Here is a 17,411-nt window from a genome sequence, read left to right on the forward strand (position 1 = left end):
ACTTCGGGTAAACGGCCGGGCCCCTGCACGGCCGGGCCCCTGGCTAGCAGTCTCCAGTTTGCCGCGGCCGCGGTGCCGCCTCCGTTTTGTTATGATTGCCGCCAGCCCACCGCAACCGCCGGGTTGCGGCCAAACCTGAGCTTCCAGCCGGAGTGATTTTCCCTATGACTTTCAGCCTTTCGCGCGGCGCCTATCCGAACACCCGCCTGCGCCGCCTGCGGGCGCAGGACTTTTCCCGCCGCCTGATACGCGAGCACCAGCTCACCTGCGACGACCTGATTCTGCCGCTGTTCGTGATCGAGGGGCGCGATGAAACCCAGCGCGTCGCATCCATGCCCGGTGTCGAACGGCTGACGGTGGATTTACTCGCGGACAAGGCCAGGGAACTCGCGCAGCTGGGCATTCCGGCGGTGGCTCTGTTTCCGGTGGTGGACCCGGCGCACAAGTCCGAAGATGCCCGCGCCGCCTACGACGCCAATGGCCTGGCCCAGCGCGCGGTGCGCGAGCTGAAAAATGCGGTGCCGGAGCTGGGCGTTCTCACCGACGTGGCACTGGATCCGTTTACCAGCCACGGCCAGGACGGCTTGATGAATGACAGCGGCTATATCGTCAATGACGACACCGTCGAGGTATTGGTGCAGCAGGCGCTGTCCCACGCCGCCGCCGGCGCCGATGTGGTGGCGCCGTCGGACATGATGGACGGCCGCATCGGCGCTATTCGCGCGGCGCTGGAACGCGAGGGCCATGTGAACACGATGATCATGTCCTATGCGGCCAAATACGCCTCGGCCTACTACGGCCCCTTCCGCGACGCGGTAGGCTCCGCCGGCAATCTGAAAAGCGGCAGCAAGGTCAGCTACCAGATGGATCCCGCCAACGGCGACGAGGCGCTGCACGAATGTGCGCTGGACCTGCAGGAAGGCGCGGACATGATCATGATCAAGCCCGGCATGCCCTACCTGGATGTGGTGCGGCGGGTAAAAGATGAATTGCGCGTGCCGACTTTTGCCTACCAGGTCAGCGGTGAATACGCGATGCACTGCGCCGCGTTCGACAATGGCTGGCTGAATCGCGAAGCGGTGATAGTGGAATCCCTGCTGGCGTTCAAACGCGCCGGCGCCGACGGCATCCTGACTTATTTTGCCGAGGAAGCCGCGCGGCTGCTGCAGAACAGCTAGTGGAACATCGAGCCAGCGGCCTCAGGGCCACTGGTCTTCCTCTTCAATAGGCCAGGGCTCGGCTTCCTCGATCGGAACGCCCTGCTGGCGGCTGCGGCGCAGCTCTTCCTCGCGGCGCAGTCGCTCCTCCAGAATACGCCGCTCCTCTTCGGCGCGCCGCTCCTCTTGCAGATACAGATCTTCCTCGGTGCGCGGGAGTTGCATTGGCTCCTCTTCGAACTGCGGCACCTGTTGCATTTCGTCATCGCGTCGCAACTGCTCCTGCATCTGGCGCTCGCGCTCCTCGCGGCGCTGCTGCTCACGGGGATCGACACCCCAGCCGGGGGTCATTTCCTCGCGCGGCGCCGCCTCATCCTGCTGCTGCTCATCGCCGAACAGGTCGCGGAACCAGCGCCAGCGGTCGCGCCCGGCGCACTCCGGCGCCGGCTGCAGTTTCGTTTCATAGGAGAAGGGCAATTCAGTGCCACCGCGACAGTACTCGGGATTCATATACTGGCCGCGCGCGTTCACCTGTTTGAGCTCGACTCCGCGGGGCGCATCGACGGTGCCGTGGCGGTGAGGCAGGTGGCGCATGATGTCGGCCCAGACGGTCAATGCACCGGTAGAGCCGGTCAGACCGGTGCGCTCATTGTCGTCGCGCCCCAGCCAGACCACCGCGGTGATGTCCGGAGAGAAGCCGGCAAACCAGCTGTCGCGGTAGTCATTGGTGGTGCCGGTCTTGCCGGCGAAAGCGACGCTGCTGGGCAGGCTGTTGTAGGCACGGCGGCCGGTGCCCTGGCGCATGACCTGCTCCAGACCGAAGCGCAGCAGATAGGCGGGCACGGGATCCACGCCGCGATTGGCGCGCCGGCGGAAATGCTGTACCTGTTCGCCGTCGGCATCGGAGACTGCCAGCAGTGTGCGCGGATCTACATGCTCCCCGCCATTGGCGATGGTCTGGTACATGTCTGCCACCTCAAACGGGGTCAGTTCCACCGCACCCAGCAACATCGCCGGTACGCGCGGCAGGTTCGCCTGCACACCGAGGCGGCGGATAGTCTGGCGCACATTTTCCAGCCCCAGGTCCAGCCCCAGACGCGCGGTCGCCTGGTTGTAGGATTTAGCCAGCGCCACATACAGGGGTACCTGGCCGTGGGCGCGCTTGTCGAAATTCTGCGGCATCCACACTTCGTCGTTGGCACCCTCGATACGAAGCGGCGCGTCGTCGATCAGCGTTGCGAGGTTGTAATCGAAGGGGCGTTCCAGCGCGGTCAGATAGACCGCCGGTTTGATCAGCGAGCCCACCTGACGCCGCGCCTCGAGGGCGCGGTTGAATCCGGGGAAGTGGGGGCGGCGGTCACCGACCATCGCGAGGACGTTGCCGGTTTCGTTGTCGAGCACGACCGTAGCGGCCTGCAGCGAATCCTGCTGAATGCCGCGATCCTTTTCCAGGCGGGCCGCGCCTTCACTGATCGCATCTTCCGTCAGCTTCTGAACCGACGGCGCCAGTGTCGTGTAGACCCGCAGGCCGGCGGTGCGCAGTTCTTCATAGGAATAGTAGGGACGCAGCTCCGCCAGCAGGCGCTCGGTAAACGCCGGATAGGGGTTCTGCGCGGCGGCGCCGGCACTGGCAACCTCCAGCGGCTTGGCGCTGTAGATTTCGTGCTGCTCGACTGTGATCAGGCCCTGCTTCTGCATCAGGTCGAGCACGGTATTGCGCCGTTCCAGCGCCCGCTTCGGGTTGCGCCAGGGATTGTAATAGGAGGCGCCCTTGGCCAGCCCGACCAACAGCGCTATCTGGTGCGGCTCCAGGGTATCCAGCGGCTTCTGGAAATAAAACTCAGACGCCAGGCCGAAGCCGTAGATGGCGCGACTGCCCTGCTGCCCCAACCAAACCTCGTTGATGTACTCCTGCAGTATGTAGGCCTTTTCGTAGTGCATCTCCATCAGCACGGCCATCAGCGCTTCGTTGAACTTGCGCCACAGGCTCGGCTTGTGGTCGAAGAAGATGTTTTTCACCAGCTGCTGGGTGATCGTGGAACCGCCCTGCACCACTTCGCCGGCCTTGAAATTGGCGACCATGGCGCGCGCGATACCGCGGGGCGACACGCCGAAGTGATGCAGGAAGTCCTGGTCCTCCACCGCGATCAGCGTATTGGCCAACAGCGGCGGAATTTCGGCGAAACGCACCGGGTTGCGATCGTCGCCACCGCCGAGCAGAGTACCGATATTGGCGGCATCGAGGCGGAACTCCTTCAAACGCTCGCCATTGTTGCCGCGCAGATTGCTGATTTCGTCGTTGCGCAGGCGGAAGCTGACCACCGCGGCGGGCTCGCGGCCATCCGCGTGAACGAAATCCCGGCGCCAGACACGGTAGTCCATGCCTTCCCGGCTCCAGTGTCCCGGTTCGGACAGGGTGCCCTGTTCGCTGTAATTGAGCGCCTCGAACTCCGCCCGCAGCTCATCCGGGCGCATGACCATGCCCTCCCGCAGAATCAGCGGGCGCGCGAACACCCGCGCCGGCAACTGGTACTGGCGACTCTCGAGTCGATGGCGCAGCTGCACATCCAGGTAGACCATGTAGCCGGCCAGCGCCAGGCCACCCACCAGGGCCAGCAGGCCGAGCCTGACCATCCAGCGGTGTAGTCTTCCCGGTTTAGACGCGTTGCTGCGCCGGCGTTTTGTCGCTGCCATACAGATGCAATACCAAGCTACTAAATCAACTATAGATAGGTGCCATTCCCACGTATTCGAGGATTGACCGCTATTTCGGCCCAGAAGTTCACTGGGACAGGGGTCGGGCCTTTATAAGGTCTGTGCGGTACAAGTCAAACCCACCGCCTTGCACTTGCCCCCGAGCTGGCCATAATGCGCCGGGAAAAGCTCGCAAAACAGCCCGAAAAGGACAGACATGCACCAATACGATCTTTACGGCATCGGCGCCGCCCTGCTCGACACGGAAATCGAGGTTTCCGACGGCGACCTGGAGATACTCGGGGTCGACAAGGGGGTAATGACTCTCGTGGACGACGCTCGCCAGCAGCAACTGGTCGATGACCTGCGGGATCACCTGGTGACCGCCAAACGGGCCTGCGGCGGCTCCGGCGCCAATACCGTCATTGCCGCCAGCTATTTCGGTCTGCGCACTTTCTACTCCTGCAAGGTGGCGGCGGACGATAACGGCGATTTCTATCGCGCCAATCTCACCAGCGCCGGTGTCGCCTATCCGGCCACGCTGCAGGAAGCCGACGGCGGCACCACCGGCAAATGCCTGGTGTTGATCACGCCGGACGCCGAGCGCAGCATGAACACCTACCTGGGTATCAGCGAGCAGCTGTCTGTCGGCGAACTGGATTCCTCCGCACTGAGCGCTTCCCGCTGGGCCTATATCGAGGGTTACCTGGTGTCCTCCGCCAGCGGCCGGGCAGCGGCCATAACCCTGCGTGAGCAGGCGGAAAAAGCGGGGGTCAAGACGGCCCTCAGCCTGTCTGACCCGGCGATGGTGCAGCATTTCGGCGACGGCCTGCGGGAGATGATCGGCAGCGGCGTGGACATGCTGTTCTGCAACCGCGACGAGGCCATCGCCTTTACCGGCACCAACTCCGTCGACGCCGCGGCGCAGGCCCTGCGTCGCTACTGCCGCAGCTTTGCCATTACCCTCGGGGCCGAAGGTGCACTGCTGTGGGATGGGGAGCAACAGTATCGGGTGGCGAGCCCCGATGTGCACGCGATCGACACCAACGGCGCGGGCGACATGTTCGCCGGGGCATTCCTCTACGGCATCAACCGCGACTTGTCCTTCACCGATGCCGGCGAGCTGGCATGCCGGGCGGCGGCGCAGGTAGTCAGTCAGTACGGGCCGAGATTGCGGGCCGAACAGCACTCTGAACTGCTGGCACCGGTAGTTTAGCGGCGGATTGGCAATCGGGGGCGCCTCGAGTGCGCCCTTGTGAGCCGACCTATGAGCCGACTTGCGAATGCTGTGGTGGTTCGCTGATTTCGGGCAGGCTGGCCGCGGCGGCAATACCGAAACCCTGGGCGTAATCCACCCCCATCAGGCGCAGCTTTTCCATCAGTTCGGGCGTCTCGACGTATTCGGCAATGGTACTGATGCCCATGCGCTTGGCGAGGTGGTCGATGGTACTGACCATGGCGCTGTCGATTTCGTCTTCGAGCATATTGCGCACGAAGCTGCCATCGATCTTCAGGTAATCCACCGGCAGCTGACGCAGATATGCCAGGGAGGAGACGCCGCGGCCGAAATCGTCCAGGGCGAAACTGCAGCCGGCGGCACGCAGCTTGTGAATAAAGATCAGCGCGCGCTCCAGATTGTCGATGGCACTGGTTTCGGTAATCTCGAACTGCACCCGCGACGGCGCAACACCGGCGTCGGTCAGCTCGCGCAACACGAAATCGGCGAAGGTTTCGTCGCCGAGGCTGATGCCGGAAATATTGACTGCATAGCCAAAGCCGCCGACCCCCAAGCGCTGCTCGAGCGCCATATAGGCAAAAATCCGGCGAATTACCCAGCGGTCTATCTCCTCGATCAGCCCGTAGCGCTCCGCTGCCGGCAGGAATAGCCCCGGCGAGATTACCCCGCCATCGCGACCGCGCATGCGCACCAGCACTTCGTAGTGGTGCACGCTTTGCTCGCCCTTCAGCGTCACCACCGGCTGGCGATACAGCATCAGGCGATCCTCCCGCAGGGCGGCGTGAATTTCCGCGACCCAGGTCGTCTCGCGGCGTTTTTCCACCACCTTGCGCGAGTCGCTGAAGAGTTTGACGCGATTGCGGCCCTGGTCCCGCGCGGCGGAGCAGGCGTCGTTGGCCGCGGCCAGCAGCTGGCTGGCGCTAGAGGCGTGCCGGTCTACCGTCACGACACCGATCGAGAGGGCTACACGACTGTCGCTGCCATCCCAGTGAAAGGCAAAGTTCTGTACCGTTTCGCGCAGGCGTGCCACCACTCGCCCCGCCTCTTCCAAAGTGCAATGACGCAGCAATATCGCAAACTCGTCGCTGCCGACGCGGGCGAACAAATCGTCGCTGGACAGGCAGCGGCGCAACACCTGCGCCAGCTGCACCAGCAACTGGTCGCCGGCCCCGTAACCGAGCGCGTCATTGACCACCTTGAACTGGTAAATATCCAGATACAGCAGCACGTGATGCTGCCGCTTGTCGTTACAAAGAGACAGGGTTTTCTGCAGTTCACTTTCGAAAAACTGCCGGTTGGGCAGTCGGGTGAGAGAATCGTGGCTGGTCTGCCAGCTGAGGCGGGAAGCGATGCGGCGCGTAGCGGAAGTATCGCGCAGTATCAGGACGAAATTTTTCAGGATGGCCTCATCCCATACTGCCATCACCTGCACACTGACTTGCAGCGGCTCCCGCTCCTCGCCGGGGCGCAGTATGCAGGCGCTGAATTCCCGCATACTGGGTGGCGCGGAGTCCGCACCCGTCACCGGCAGAACGCCCGGCAACGGCGCGCCGCTATCGTCATAAAGTCGCAGATTTTCGTTCAGGGACAGGCCCGGCAACAGGCCGACCAGATTGCCGGTCAATTCGCCGATCAGGGGATTGCAGTAAGTCACCACACCTTCGGCATCTGTCACTATGACGCCGTCGGCGATTTCTCCCAGTGCCACCTCAGCGGCCTGCAAACTGATTTGCGCACCGGGCATCAACTCGTCCTCTTCCCGTGCCAGCAGGCCGAGGTACTCGACGGATTTCGGGTCAAATTCAGTCAAAGCCGCAAGCTCGCGTTTTTATGCTGTAGCAGAGGGTGCGCTGGAGCAGGCCATGAAGTCCTGGACACCCAGCTGTACCACTGCGCGGCGAGCCTGCAAACTCCATCACAAAAACCCGCCTATACACTTCAAATATCGAGCTCTCCCTGCCCACATAATGTCGCTAGCGTCTAAATTGCACCCTCACAGATGCGTGCGCAAGAAGTTTTTAAGCTTCTCATCTTCGAAAGCGCGCTGCAGGGTTGCGCTCAGCAGATCGTTGACACGCGTTTCAACTTCTTCGCGACTCGGCTTGATCAGACTGCGGTCCTTGCCACTGGAACGGTAGGTACCGAAATAGGTCGCACCGCCGATTTTTACTTCCAGCTGCACTTCGGCAGAGGTGTCGACTTTGCTTGTGTAGAGTTTGTCCGGGCTGTCGTAGCTCAAGCCGGTCAGCTTCGCCACAACCTGTACATCGGCGGCATTGTCCACGGTGCGGAAAGACCAATTGGCAAACCCTTCGCCCAGAGCAGCTGCTATCGAGTTTTCGACATTATTGGCGAGACGTACATTCGAGGTGTCCGCATAGATACCACCGAGAGAGCCGAGACCGCCACCCGGCAACTGGTTAACACCGCGCACGCTGAGCGTGTGGCCGGCGCCAATGGCGTCGGACTGTACCTGTACCTGTGGGCGCACCTGGACTTCCACTGGACTGTGCGCACAGGCCGCCAACACGCACACACCCAGAAACAGCAACAGCTTCTTCATTTATTCCTCCAGCAATTTTATGCAGATAGATTTTTGCTTCTTTTCGTAAACGCGGCGCGGAAAAAGTTCAGCCGTGATGATGGTGTTCCGCCGCGGCCTTGAGTTGCCTCACAGGCACATGCAGTTCCAGTATCTCACCGCCGGCGAAATGCAGACGCAGCGGCAACTGTTCGCCGGCACGCAAACGGACGCCACGCAACATCAGGTGCACGCCACCCGGCGCCATTTCCACTGTTGCACCGGCGGGGATTGCCAGTTCCGGCAGCGCGCGCATGCGGCTGACGCCACCTTCGCTGACTGTCGTATGGAGATCCGCATCCGCATCTTCAAGGCCCGGCAATTCGACACTCTGCAGGCGCAACTCTTTGCCGCTCGCATTGCGCAGGGAAAGGTAAGCCGCACTCATCGCCGCACCCGGTAGAGTCTCGCGGGCATAGCCGGCGAACTCCAGCCCGCGGATAACCGCCGCGGGTTTAACCTCCTCCGCTGGCGAGAGGCTGCCGCCATCGGCCACGACGAGACCCGGCAGAAGACCGCTGACAAACACGCCGCAGAACAACTTCAGAAATCTGCTCACTATGCACCCCCGCCATCTGGCCTGGTCAGCAGCAGCCGCGGTGGGCTGCCGAGTTTAATATCGCCGCGTATGCGGTAACCGGGCACCGCCTCCCGCAGCTGTTGATAGATCCAGCGGCCCTCGGCATCGGTAGGCGCCACTATGATCACACGCAAGTCTTCGCGGCGAATGCGCGCGGCCGCCCCGCGCAGCAGTGCCACTGTGTCTGCGGATCTGGCCGCCAATTGCGCCGCCGGCAGCTCCACCACCTCGCCCTGCGGCAGATCCTGCTTTGCGCGGCTGCGCTCGCGTACCAGTTGTGCGCGCACCTCCGCGACCAGGGCATTGCCCGGCGCCAGTTCGTCGGCTCGATTCAGGAAGCTGGTCACCTCGCCGAAGGAGCGCCGGCGCAGCGCATCGCGCGCGCGCTCGACGAGGTCGATCACAATCGTCTGGATACCGCTGGCGGCGCGCCTGTTGTCCGGGTCCAACTGCCTGACGCGCAGATAGTAGTCGTAGGCGCTCGCGCCGGCGGGATAGGTCAGAAAGCCCTCGCGCTGGGCGGCTTCTGCACGATCGAGAAAAAACTCCACGTTGCGCTGGCGAATCTCCTCGGGCGACGGGCCGCGCGGCTGCTCCGGCAGCGGTACGGCACGCGGCGCCGGTAGCGGCGGGCGGGTGACACAGCCACTCAGAGACAGAGTCATCAGCAGAGATAGTGCGATGATGTGACGGCGGTCAAATGACGACAAACCAATTCCCCTGCTGTTGTTTTTTTGTACCGCAGGCATCGCTATACTGCCGACTCCAGTGAACCCCCGTCCACGGCGGCAGTCAGATGCATGCGTCCGACTATAAAGAATTTTTGCTCCTATGGCTGTGATGACCAACAGTTTCCGAAAAAATTTCCTCTACCTGCTGGCCGCGCTGGCATTTTTGCTGACCAGCGGTGTAAGCGCGCAGCCGAGCGCGCCTTCCTTCGGCACCCAAAGCTCAGGTGAAAGCGCCGAATTCCTGCCGGTGGACGAGGCCTACCAGCAGGATTTCCTATTCGATAGCCAAGGTATCAGCGCCATCTTTCAGATAGCCCCGGACTATTACCTCTACCGGGACAAACTCGCCCTTTATCGTGTGGATAGCGGCAAAAAGACCGCGCTGCCACTGACTCTTCCCGACGGAGAAGTCATCTGGGACGACTACTTCGAGAAGGAAACCGAAGTCTATCGCCTGCAACTGGAGTTTCCGCTCAATCTCCAGCGCAGCGACGAACCGCTGCTGCTGGAGATACATTACCAGGGCTGCGCCGACGCCGGCCTCTGTTACCCGCCGCAGGTTCGCCAGTACACCCTGGATCCCGTCAATGGCAGTGCCACTCCCGCCGGCACTGGCGCTGAGCCGGCTGCGCCGGCCCCGGGCTCCGCCAGCAGTGCCGGAATGGCCCTGCCACTGGCGCTGCTGCTGGCATTTGCCGGCGGCCTGCTACTGAACCTGATGCCCTGCGTATTCCCCGTGCTGTCGATCAAGCTGCTGGCCGTCAGCCAGGCCGCGAAGCGCGCCGATCAGCGCCACCACCACGGCTGGGCATACAGCGCCGGTGTCGTCTTGAGTTTCGTGCTGATCGCCGCACTGATGCTGGCGCTGCGCGCCGGTGGCGAAGCGGTCGGCTGGGGCTTCCAGCTGCAGTCGCCCTGGCTGGTAGCGGCGCTGGCCTACCTGTTTTTCGCCATGGGACTCAGTCTTTCGGGGCTGACCGAGTTTGGCGGCGGCCTGATGGGTATCGGCAGCAACCTCAGCGCACAGCGGGGACTGCGAGGCTCTTTTGCTACCGGCGCGCTGGCCACCCTGGTCGCGAGCCCGTGCACCGCACCGATGATGGGCTCCGCACTCGGCTTTGCCGTGACCCAGCCAGCGGCGGTCGCCCTGTTGGTATTCGCGGCACTCGGCGCGGGCATGGCCGCCCCCTTCCTGTTGCTGACCTATATCCCGACGCTGTCCGAGAAACTGCCGCGCCCCGGCCCGTGGATGGACCGACTGAAACAGCTGCTGGCCTTCCCCATGTACCTGACCGCCGTCTGGCTGCTGTGGGTGCTGGGCCGCCAGAGCGGCAGCGACGGCGTGGCACTGGTACTGGCCGGTGCGGTGGCCATTGCGTTTGCCCTGTGGCTGTGGCCGCGACCTCAGTGGCACTGGGGTAGGGGCACCACGGCAATGCTCGCGCTGGCGTTCGCATTACTGCTGTTGCCGCGCCTGACCACCGTACAGCTGCCCAGCGCGGCTACCGGCAGCTACTGGCAACCCTATTCCCCCGACCGCCTCGAAGCTGCCCGCAGCGAAGGCCGCCCGGTATTGGCGAACATGACCGCAGCCTGGTGCATTACCTGCCTGGCCAACGAAAAAGTCGTGCTGTCCAGCGACGAAATCAGCGATGCGGTGCAGCAACTTGGCGTAGTGGCACTGAAGGGAGACTGGACCAACCAGGATCCACGCATCAGCCAGCTGCTGGCCAGGTATGGCCGCACCAGCGTTCCGCTCTATCTCCTTTACCCCGCTGGGGGCGGCGAGGCGAAAATCCTGCCCCAGATACTGACCCGCGAAGGACTGCTGGCGGAATTGAATGCCGCGGCGCGGGATAGTTTCAGCGCCTCGGGGGCCGAAAAAAACGACAATTTGCCTTTGTAGCCATTCCACCGGGCAAAAAAGCCAGCGCCAAGATAATTTTGCGCTAAATATCACGGAAAAGTGGCCGAACTCCGGCTAACTTCAATAAACTGTATCGCAGGCATGGACAGGGAGTCACTTTTGCGGCACACTCGCCCCGGCACTCGGGCACTCCGGCCTTAAAGTCGAGTTTGCCCGCAAGATAGCCGCCATTCACCCGATTTTTGTGACCGTTTTGCGCTTTTTCTTCAGAGCAAGCTATGGCTAGACTTCTTCTGTTGCACGGCCCCAATCTCAACCTGCTCGGCACCCGCGAGCCGCATATCTATGGCGCCACCACGCTTGCGCAGATAGATGCGGCGGCGAAGACGCAGTGTGAGGCAGCTGGCCACGAGCTGGACACCCTGCAGAGCAACAGCGAAGCGGAACTGATCGATCGCATACAGGCGGCGGCCGGCGAGGGTGTGGCGTTTATCGTGATCAACCCCGCCGCCTTCACCCATACCAGTGTGGCGCTGCGGGATGCCCTGGCGGCTGTAGCCATTCCTTTTATCGAGCTGCACCTGTCCAACCCCCACGCCCGGGAAGAATTCCGCCGCCACTCCTATTTTTCCGACCTGGCCCGGGGTGTCGTGTGTGGCTTTGGCGCACACAGTTACACCCTGGCCCTGGAGGCGGCCATACACCAATTGAGTGTGGCGCCAACCAACAAATAACCCAGAACTGCACAAGACACTGAGAGTGAAGAACTATGGATATCCGCAAGATTAAAAAACTGATTGAGCTGCTCGAGGAATCGGATATCGGCGAGCTGGAAATCAAGGAAGGCGAAGAATCCGTGCGCATCAGCCGTGGCGTCAGTGGCGCCCAGCAAGCGGTCGCACCGGTTTACGCCGCCCCGGCAGCTCCCGTAGCCCCGACTGCCCCCGCCCCGGCCGCAGCGCCCGCCGCCGAAGAGCAGGAAGCGGTACCGGCCCTGACCGGCCACCCGGTGAAGTCACCGATGGTGGGCACCTACTACGCCGCCCCCAGCCCCGGCGCCGAACCCTTCGTTAAGGTCGGCCAACAGGTCAAAGTTGGCGACGTCATCTGTATCGTCGAGGCGATGAAAATGATGAACCAGATCGAAGCCGACAAGGCCGGCACCATCGAATCCATCCTCGTGGAAGACGGCCAGCCGGTAGAGTTTGACCAGCCGCTCGTGACCATCGTCTGAGCGGGGTGAGCGAGCATGTTTGACAAGATCCTGATCGCCAACCGGGGCGAAATCGCGCTGCGGATACTGCGCGCCTGTAAGGAGATGGGCATCGCCACCGTGGCCGTGCACTCCCAGGTGGACCGCGACCTGAAGCACGTGCGCCTCGCGGATGAATCCGTGTGCATCGGCCCCAACCCCTCACCGCAGAGCTATCTGAATGTCCCCGCGATTATCTCGGCGATGGAAATCACCGACGCGGTGGCGGTACATCCCGGCTACGGCTTCCTGGCGGAAAATGCCGACTTCGCCGAGCAGGTGCAGAAGAGCGGCTTTACCTTTATCGGCCCGGATGCGGACGTGATCCGCCTGATGGGCGACAAGGTATCCGCCATCGCCGCGATGAAGAAGGCCGGCGTACCCACGGTACCCGGTTCCGACGGCCCGCTGCCGGAAAACGGCGAGCGCTGCCACGAGATAGCGCGCAAGATCGGCTATCCCGTGATCATCAAGGCGGCCGCCGGCGGCGGTGGTCGCGGTATGCGCGTGGTGCATACCGAGGCCGCACTGCTGAACGCCATTGCGGTGACCAAGTCCGAGGCCCAGGCGGCCTTCGGCGACGGCACCGTGTACATGGAAAAATTCCTGCAGAATCCGCGTCACGTGGAAATTCAGGTGATGTCCGACGGACAGGGCAGCGCCATCCACCTGGGTGACCGCGACTGCTCGCTGCAGCGCCGCCACCAGAAGGTACTGGAAGAGGCGCCGGCGCCGGGTATTCCCGACGAAGTGCGCCAGGCGGTGTATGAATCCTGCGTGCAGGCCTGTATCGATATCGGCTACCGCGGCGCCGGCACCTTCGAGTTCCTGTACGAGGACGAGCGTTTCTACTTCATCGAGATGAACACCCGCATCCAGGTGGAGCACCCCGTTACCGAGATGGTCACGGGCGTCGACCTGATCAAAGAGCAGATCCGCGTCTGCGCGGGGCAGAAGCTGTCCCTCAAACAGGAAGACATCGTTATTCGCGGCCACGCCTTCGAGTGCCGTATCAATGCGGAAGACCCGAAGACCTTCTTCCCGAGCCCGGGCAAAGTGAACAACTTCCACATTCCCGGTGGGCTGGGCGTGCGCGTCGACTCGCACCTCTACTCCGGCTATACCGTGCCCCCCAACTACGACTCAATGATCGCCAAGGTCATCACCCATGCCGAAAGCCGCGAAGCGGCGTTGGCGCGCATGCGCGTGGCCCTGTCGGAACTGATCGTGGACGGCATCAAGACCAATATTCCGCTGCAGGAAGAACTGGTCCGCGACAGTGCCTTTGCCGAGGGTGGTGTAAACATTCACTACCTCGAGAAAAAGCTCGGCCTTTGACCCCTCCTGACGAACAGCCCGCCGCAGTCGCGGCGGGCTGCCCCAAGCACATACAGGGCCGCCAGCCCTACAATACACACTCCCACTTACCACCAATCACTAGCGATATGCCCTGGCTACAACTCCGCGTAGATACCAACCGCGAGCAGGCGGAAAAAATTGAACAGGCACTGCTGTTTGCCGGCGCCGTGTCCGTCACCCTGCAGGACAATGCCGACCAGCCGATTCTGGAGCCGGGCCTCGGTGAGATTCCCCTGTGGGATCAAACCCGGGTCACTGGGCTCTTCGACGCCGAGGTGGATACTGCGGTGACGGAAGCCAGGGCCGCCTCCTACCTTTGCGAGCTGCTGCCCAATGCCCGCTGGGAACAACTGGAGGACAAGGACTGGGAGCGCGAGTGGATGACCCACTACAAGCCAATCCAGTGCAGCGACAATCTCTGGATCTGCCCCAGCTGGTGCGAACCGCCGCAACCGGATGCGGTCAACCTGCTGCTGGATCCGGGCCTCGCCTTCGGTACCGGCACCCACCCCACCACCTTCCTTTGCCTGCAGTGGCTGGCCGGGGAAAACCTGGCCGGCAAGAGTGTCATCGATTTCGGCTGCGGCTCCGGCATCCTCGGCATTGGCGCACTGCTGCTTGGCGCCGCAGGTGCCACGGGGACCGATATCGATCCCCAGGCCCTGATTGCCAGCCGCGACAATGCCGCGCGCAACGGGCTAGATCCCGCGCGCTTTCCGGTTTATCTGCCCGAACAGATGCCAAAGGAGCCCGCCGATGTCATGCTGGCGAACATTCTCGCCGGCCCGCTGGTGGAACTGGCACCACAGCTGGTCGAACTGACACGGGTCGGTGGCCGCATTTGCCTGTCCGGCATACTCGCGTCCCAGGCAGAAAAGGTAAAAGCCGCCTACAGCCCGTGGATTGCTTTCGACGCCGACAGCCAGCGCGAGGATTGGGTGCGCCTCGCCGGCACTCGCACCCGCTGATGAGACTCCAGACACTACGCGGCCGCTGAACAGGCTGATAGACTTGGCGACCTAATAAACACTGCCGAATCCGAATGTCGCAACTGGTAACCCGCTGCCCCCACTGCAGCACGTCTTTCCATGTCAACGAGCAGCAACTGCGTGCCGCCCGCGGAGCCGTGCGCTGCGGCTCCTGCCTGCAGGTTTTCCGCGCGGACGAAAACATCGTCTTTGCCGAGGGCGATCCCGACGCAAACAGAGACTTGGAGGCACTGCTCGAGGACGACGATTTCCTGATCCACGACGATATCGACCTGGAGGACGACGAGCCGGCAGCAGCAACGGCGCCCTCCGCTGCCAACCGTCCGGACACCACAGCGGGCACCGACGACGAGCCGCTGATCGGCGAGGCCTTCGGCGACAGCCAGTGGCAGGATGTCGCAGCCTCTGAGAGTGAAGAGTTTGATGATCCGGAGGATGACAGCCCCGCTCTGAAGCCGGATTGGGACGACGACCCCTGGGCCGATGAGATCCCTGAGCCGCGGCAGAAGCGCGAACCCGTCTTCTCCGCCGACTGGGACGATGATGCCCCTGCGGACGAATTCAGCGAACAGCTGGAAAACATCCAGGGCCACGCCAGCAAAGCGCCCGCCGGGGAAAAGGAACCCCCGCCCACGTCGCCGGAGCGCGAGCTTCTCATCTCCGCCATCGAGCCGGTACCGCTGGAAGTGGCTTGGCGGCCGCAGCGGAACAGGCACCTGCCGGGCTGGCTGTGGACACTGCTGGCACTATTGCTGGCAGTCGCGTTAGCGGCTCAGGTAGCCTACTTCCGCTTCGACAGCCTGAGCAAACAGCAGCCCTGGCGCGACCTCTACGCCAAGGCCTGCCCGCTGCTGGACTGCAAACTGCCACCACTGGAGGACCTGCAGGCCATCCACACCTCCAACCTGATAGTGCGCAGCCACCCGCAGCTGGCCGGTGCGCTGGTGGTGGACGCCGTACTGTTGAACACCGCCCCTTATGCGCAACCCTTCCCGAGCCTGCTGCTGAGTTTCAGCGACCTGAAGAACCAGCCCGTCGCCAGCCGACTGTTCGCACCGCGCGATTATCTGCAGGGTGAGCTGGCGGGGCGCAGGCAGATGCCCAGCGGCAGCCCGGTGCATATCGCCATCGAAATAGTAGATCCGGGCAGCGCGGCGGTGAATTACGAGCTGCATATAGCGCACTAGGGCACGCCCGTTTTGTGAAGTGCTGCAACAGTTTGGCGCAGAAAACCGCCGATGTTGCGCAATCTGCAAACTAAACGCGCAGCAAGCAACCAATTTGCCCGCTTTTTCGCTTTTCCAATGCCTGAGCAGCCGCTATCATAGGCGGCTCTTTGTTTCTGAGCTAAAGGCTTTTTCCCGAGTGCGGCACGCGCCTCGGCAATCAGCGACGGGCTCTAACGACGCCCGAGCGGAGCTGCTGTGTCCATCGCCATTGGCCCCTACATTATCGACAAACCGGTAATTCTGGCGCCCATGGCCGGCGTTACCGACCGCCCCTTCCGCCAGCTGTGCCGAGAGCTCGGCGCCGGACTGGTGGTATCGGAGATGGTGACCTCGGACACCCGCCTGTGGAACAGCCGCAAGTCGCGCTTGCGCCTGGATCACGGCGGCGAAAGCGGTGCAGGCGGAGCGCCGATTTCGGTGCAGATTGCCGGCGGTGACCCGGAGATGATGGCAACGGCAGCGCGGGAAAACGTCCGCCGCGGCGCCCAGATCATCGACATCAACATGGGTTGCCCGGCAAAGAAAGTTTGCAAGAAAGCAGCGGGCTCGGCCCTGCTGCGGGACGAAAAACTGGTCGCGGATATTCTGGAAGCCGTGGTTCAGTCCGTCTCAGTACCAGTGACCCTGAAAATCCGCACCGGTTGGTGCGCGGATTCTCGCAACGGCGTCACTGTGGCCAGAATGGCCGAAGACATTGGTATCTCCGCATTGGCCGTTCACGGGCGCACCCGCGCCTGCGGCTACCACGGCCAGGCCGAATTCGATACCATTGCTGAAATTGTACGCGAGGTGAAAATTCCGGTTTTCGCCAATGGCGACATCGCCAGTGCAGAGCGGGCCCGGGAGGTACTCGACTACACAGGCGCAGCTGCAGTCATGATTGGCCGTGCAGCACAGGGACGGCCATGGATTTTTCGGGAAATAGCCCACTATCTCGCCACCGGCGAGCGGCTACCCGAACCCTCACTGGATGAAGTCAGGGAGATTTTGCTCGCCCATTTGGGTGAATTGCACCGTTTCTACGGTGAAGTAATGGGGGTCCGTATCGCCCGCAAGCATGTGGGGTGGTACCTGAAGACACTCGCGGGGAGCGAGTCCTTTCGCAAGACCTTTTTCCAATTGGATAGCGCAGAAGCACAACATGCCAGCGTTCACCAGTGGTTTGAACGCCGAATAACGAGAGGGGCACAAGCGGCATGAATAACGAAGCACTGATTCCGGATACCGGCAGCGAAGAAGTATCCACCGGGGGACAGACTCAACTGGCGCAGCCGCAGCAGCAATCTCTGCGCGACGCCGTCGAACACGCGATGGAAAACTACTTCCGCCACCTGGACGGCCAGATGGTCACCGATGTCTACGACATGGTGCTGTCAGAAATTGAAGCGCCGATGCTGGAAGTGGTTATGAAGTACACCCGCCACAACCAGACCCGCGCAGCCCAGCTGCTCGGCCTGAACCGCGGCACCCTGCGCAAGAAACTGAAGCGCTACGGGCTGCTGTAAGCACCGCGCTGCATCGGCGGCATAGACATCTCGAGGGGGGATGAGGTTACTCATCCCCCCTCGCTGTTTGCCGGCGGTACATTTTTACCGCCCCGAATCGAAGCCGACGCCACGACGACGCCGCTCACAGCTCACCGACTTCGATTCCAGGCCGCCGGCCCAGCCAGCGGCCGCGATCCCTGCCAGGCCGGGGCTCGACTACCCTTTTCAGAAACTCAGATGGACCAAGT

Annotated in this window: 15 protein-coding genes; 10 read left to right on the forward strand and 5 right to left on the reverse strand. The window is 62.6% G+C overall.

From position 1 onward, the window contains the following. Positions 1-164 precede the first annotated feature (164 nt). On the forward strand, positions 165-1,178 hold the full coding sequence (gene hemB / locus BUC36_RS12195; protein WP_073275564.1) for a porphobilinogen synthase: 1,014 nt from the start codon (positions 165-167) through the stop codon (positions 1,176-1,178). Between the two features lie 21 nt (positions 1,179-1,199). Here the strand turns inward: hemB and mrcB are convergent, their stop codons facing one another. Beyond that, a complete protein-coding gene (mrcB, locus tag BUC36_RS12200; RefSeq protein WP_073275565.1) occupies positions 1,200-3,851 on the reverse strand; it encodes a penicillin-binding protein 1B in 2,652 nt (883 codons plus the stop codon). A 217-nt stretch (positions 3,852-4,068) separates the two neighbouring features. Between mrcB and BUC36_RS12205 the strand changes: the two genes are divergently transcribed. Next, positions 4,069-5,067 (forward strand): adenosine kinase, encoded by a 999-nt coding sequence (locus tag BUC36_RS12205; protein WP_073275567.1) that lies wholly within the window; start codon positions 4,069-4,071, stop codon positions 5,065-5,067. Positions 5,068-5,116: 49 nt separating this feature from the next. Here the strand turns inward: BUC36_RS12205 and BUC36_RS12210 are convergent, their stop codons facing one another. The 4 genes from BUC36_RS12210 to BUC36_RS12225 all read right to left on the reverse strand — a co-directional run bounded on the left by BUC36_RS12210 (position 5,117) and on the right by BUC36_RS12225 (position 8,959). Beyond that, positions 5,117-6,898, reverse strand: a complete 1,782-nt coding sequence (locus BUC36_RS12210; RefSeq protein ID WP_073275569.1) for a putative bifunctional diguanylate cyclase/phosphodiesterase — start codon at positions 6,896-6,898, stop codon at positions 5,117-5,119. Between the two features lie 183 nt (positions 6,899-7,081). Continuing rightward, positions 7,082-7,651, reverse strand: a complete 570-nt coding sequence (locus BUC36_RS12215) for a YajG family lipoprotein (protein ID WP_073275571.1) — start codon at positions 7,649-7,651, stop codon at positions 7,082-7,084. A gap of 67 nt (positions 7,652-7,718) precedes the next feature. Further along, positions 7,719-8,228 carry a copper chaperone PCu(A)C gene (locus BUC36_RS12220; RefSeq protein WP_143186976.1) on the reverse strand — a complete coding sequence of 170 codons (510 nt, stop codon included), beginning with the start codon at positions 8,226-8,228 and terminating at the stop codon, positions 7,719-7,721. Next, a complete protein-coding gene (locus BUC36_RS12225) occupies positions 8,228-8,959 on the reverse strand; it encodes an N-acetylglucosaminyltransferase (protein WP_234994983.1) in 732 nt (243 codons plus the stop codon). The genes BUC36_RS12220 and BUC36_RS12225 overlap by 1 nt, the downstream gene beginning before the upstream one ends. Positions 8,960-9,080: 121 nt before the next feature. Between BUC36_RS12225 and BUC36_RS12230 the strand changes: the two genes are divergently transcribed. The 8 genes from BUC36_RS12230 to fis all read left to right on the forward strand — a co-directional run bounded on the left by BUC36_RS12230 (position 9,081) and on the right by fis (position 17,181). Continuing rightward, the gene (locus tag BUC36_RS12230; RefSeq protein WP_073275575.1) at positions 9,081-10,886 is read left to right on the forward strand and encodes a protein-disulfide reductase DsbD family protein; all 1,806 of its coding nucleotides are present in this window, start codon (positions 9,081-9,083) and stop codon (positions 10,884-10,886) included. A 239-nt stretch (positions 10,887-11,125) separates the two neighbouring features. Beyond that, complete coding sequence (aroQ, locus tag BUC36_RS12235; RefSeq protein WP_073275577.1) at positions 11,126-11,581, forward strand: type II 3-dehydroquinate dehydratase; 456 nt, start codon at positions 11,126-11,128, stop codon at positions 11,579-11,581. A gap of 35 nt (positions 11,582-11,616) precedes the next feature. Then, positions 11,617-12,081 carry an acetyl-CoA carboxylase biotin carboxyl carrier protein gene (gene accB, locus BUC36_RS12240; protein WP_073275579.1) on the forward strand — a complete coding sequence of 155 codons (465 nt, stop codon included), beginning with the start codon at positions 11,617-11,619 and terminating at the stop codon, positions 12,079-12,081. Positions 12,082-12,096: 15 nt separating this feature from the next. Continuing rightward, positions 12,097-13,437: an acetyl-CoA carboxylase biotin carboxylase subunit gene (gene accC, locus BUC36_RS12245; RefSeq protein ID WP_073275581.1), complete on the forward strand. Its 1,341-nt coding sequence runs from the start codon at positions 12,097-12,099 to the stop codon at positions 13,435-13,437. A 107-nt stretch (positions 13,438-13,544) separates the two neighbouring features. Beyond that, on the forward strand, positions 13,545-14,426 hold the full coding sequence (gene prmA, locus BUC36_RS12250; RefSeq protein ID WP_073275583.1) for a 50S ribosomal protein L11 methyltransferase: 882 nt from the start codon (positions 13,545-13,547) through the stop codon (positions 14,424-14,426). A gap of 74 nt (positions 14,427-14,500) precedes the next feature. Then, a complete protein-coding gene (locus tag BUC36_RS12255; protein ID WP_073275585.1) occupies positions 14,501-15,634 on the forward strand; it encodes a DUF3426 domain-containing protein in 1,134 nt (377 codons plus the stop codon). 237 nt (positions 15,635-15,871) lie between these two features. Next, the gene (gene dusB, locus BUC36_RS12260; protein ID WP_073275587.1) at positions 15,872-16,876 is read left to right on the forward strand and encodes a tRNA dihydrouridine synthase DusB; all 1,005 of its coding nucleotides are present in this window, start codon (positions 15,872-15,874) and stop codon (positions 16,874-16,876) included. After that, the gene (fis, locus tag BUC36_RS12265) at positions 16,873-17,181 is read left to right on the forward strand and encodes a DNA-binding transcriptional regulator Fis (protein WP_143186977.1); all 309 of its coding nucleotides are present in this window, start codon (positions 16,873-16,875) and stop codon (positions 17,179-17,181) included. The genes dusB and fis overlap by 4 nt, the downstream gene beginning before the upstream one ends. The last annotated feature ends 230 nt before the right edge of the window (positions 17,182-17,411 follow it).

The organism is Microbulbifer donghaiensis (genome assembly GCF_900129095.1).
GTDB classification, from domain to species: Bacteria; Pseudomonadota; Gammaproteobacteria; order Pseudomonadales; family Cellvibrionaceae; genus Microbulbifer; species Microbulbifer donghaiensis.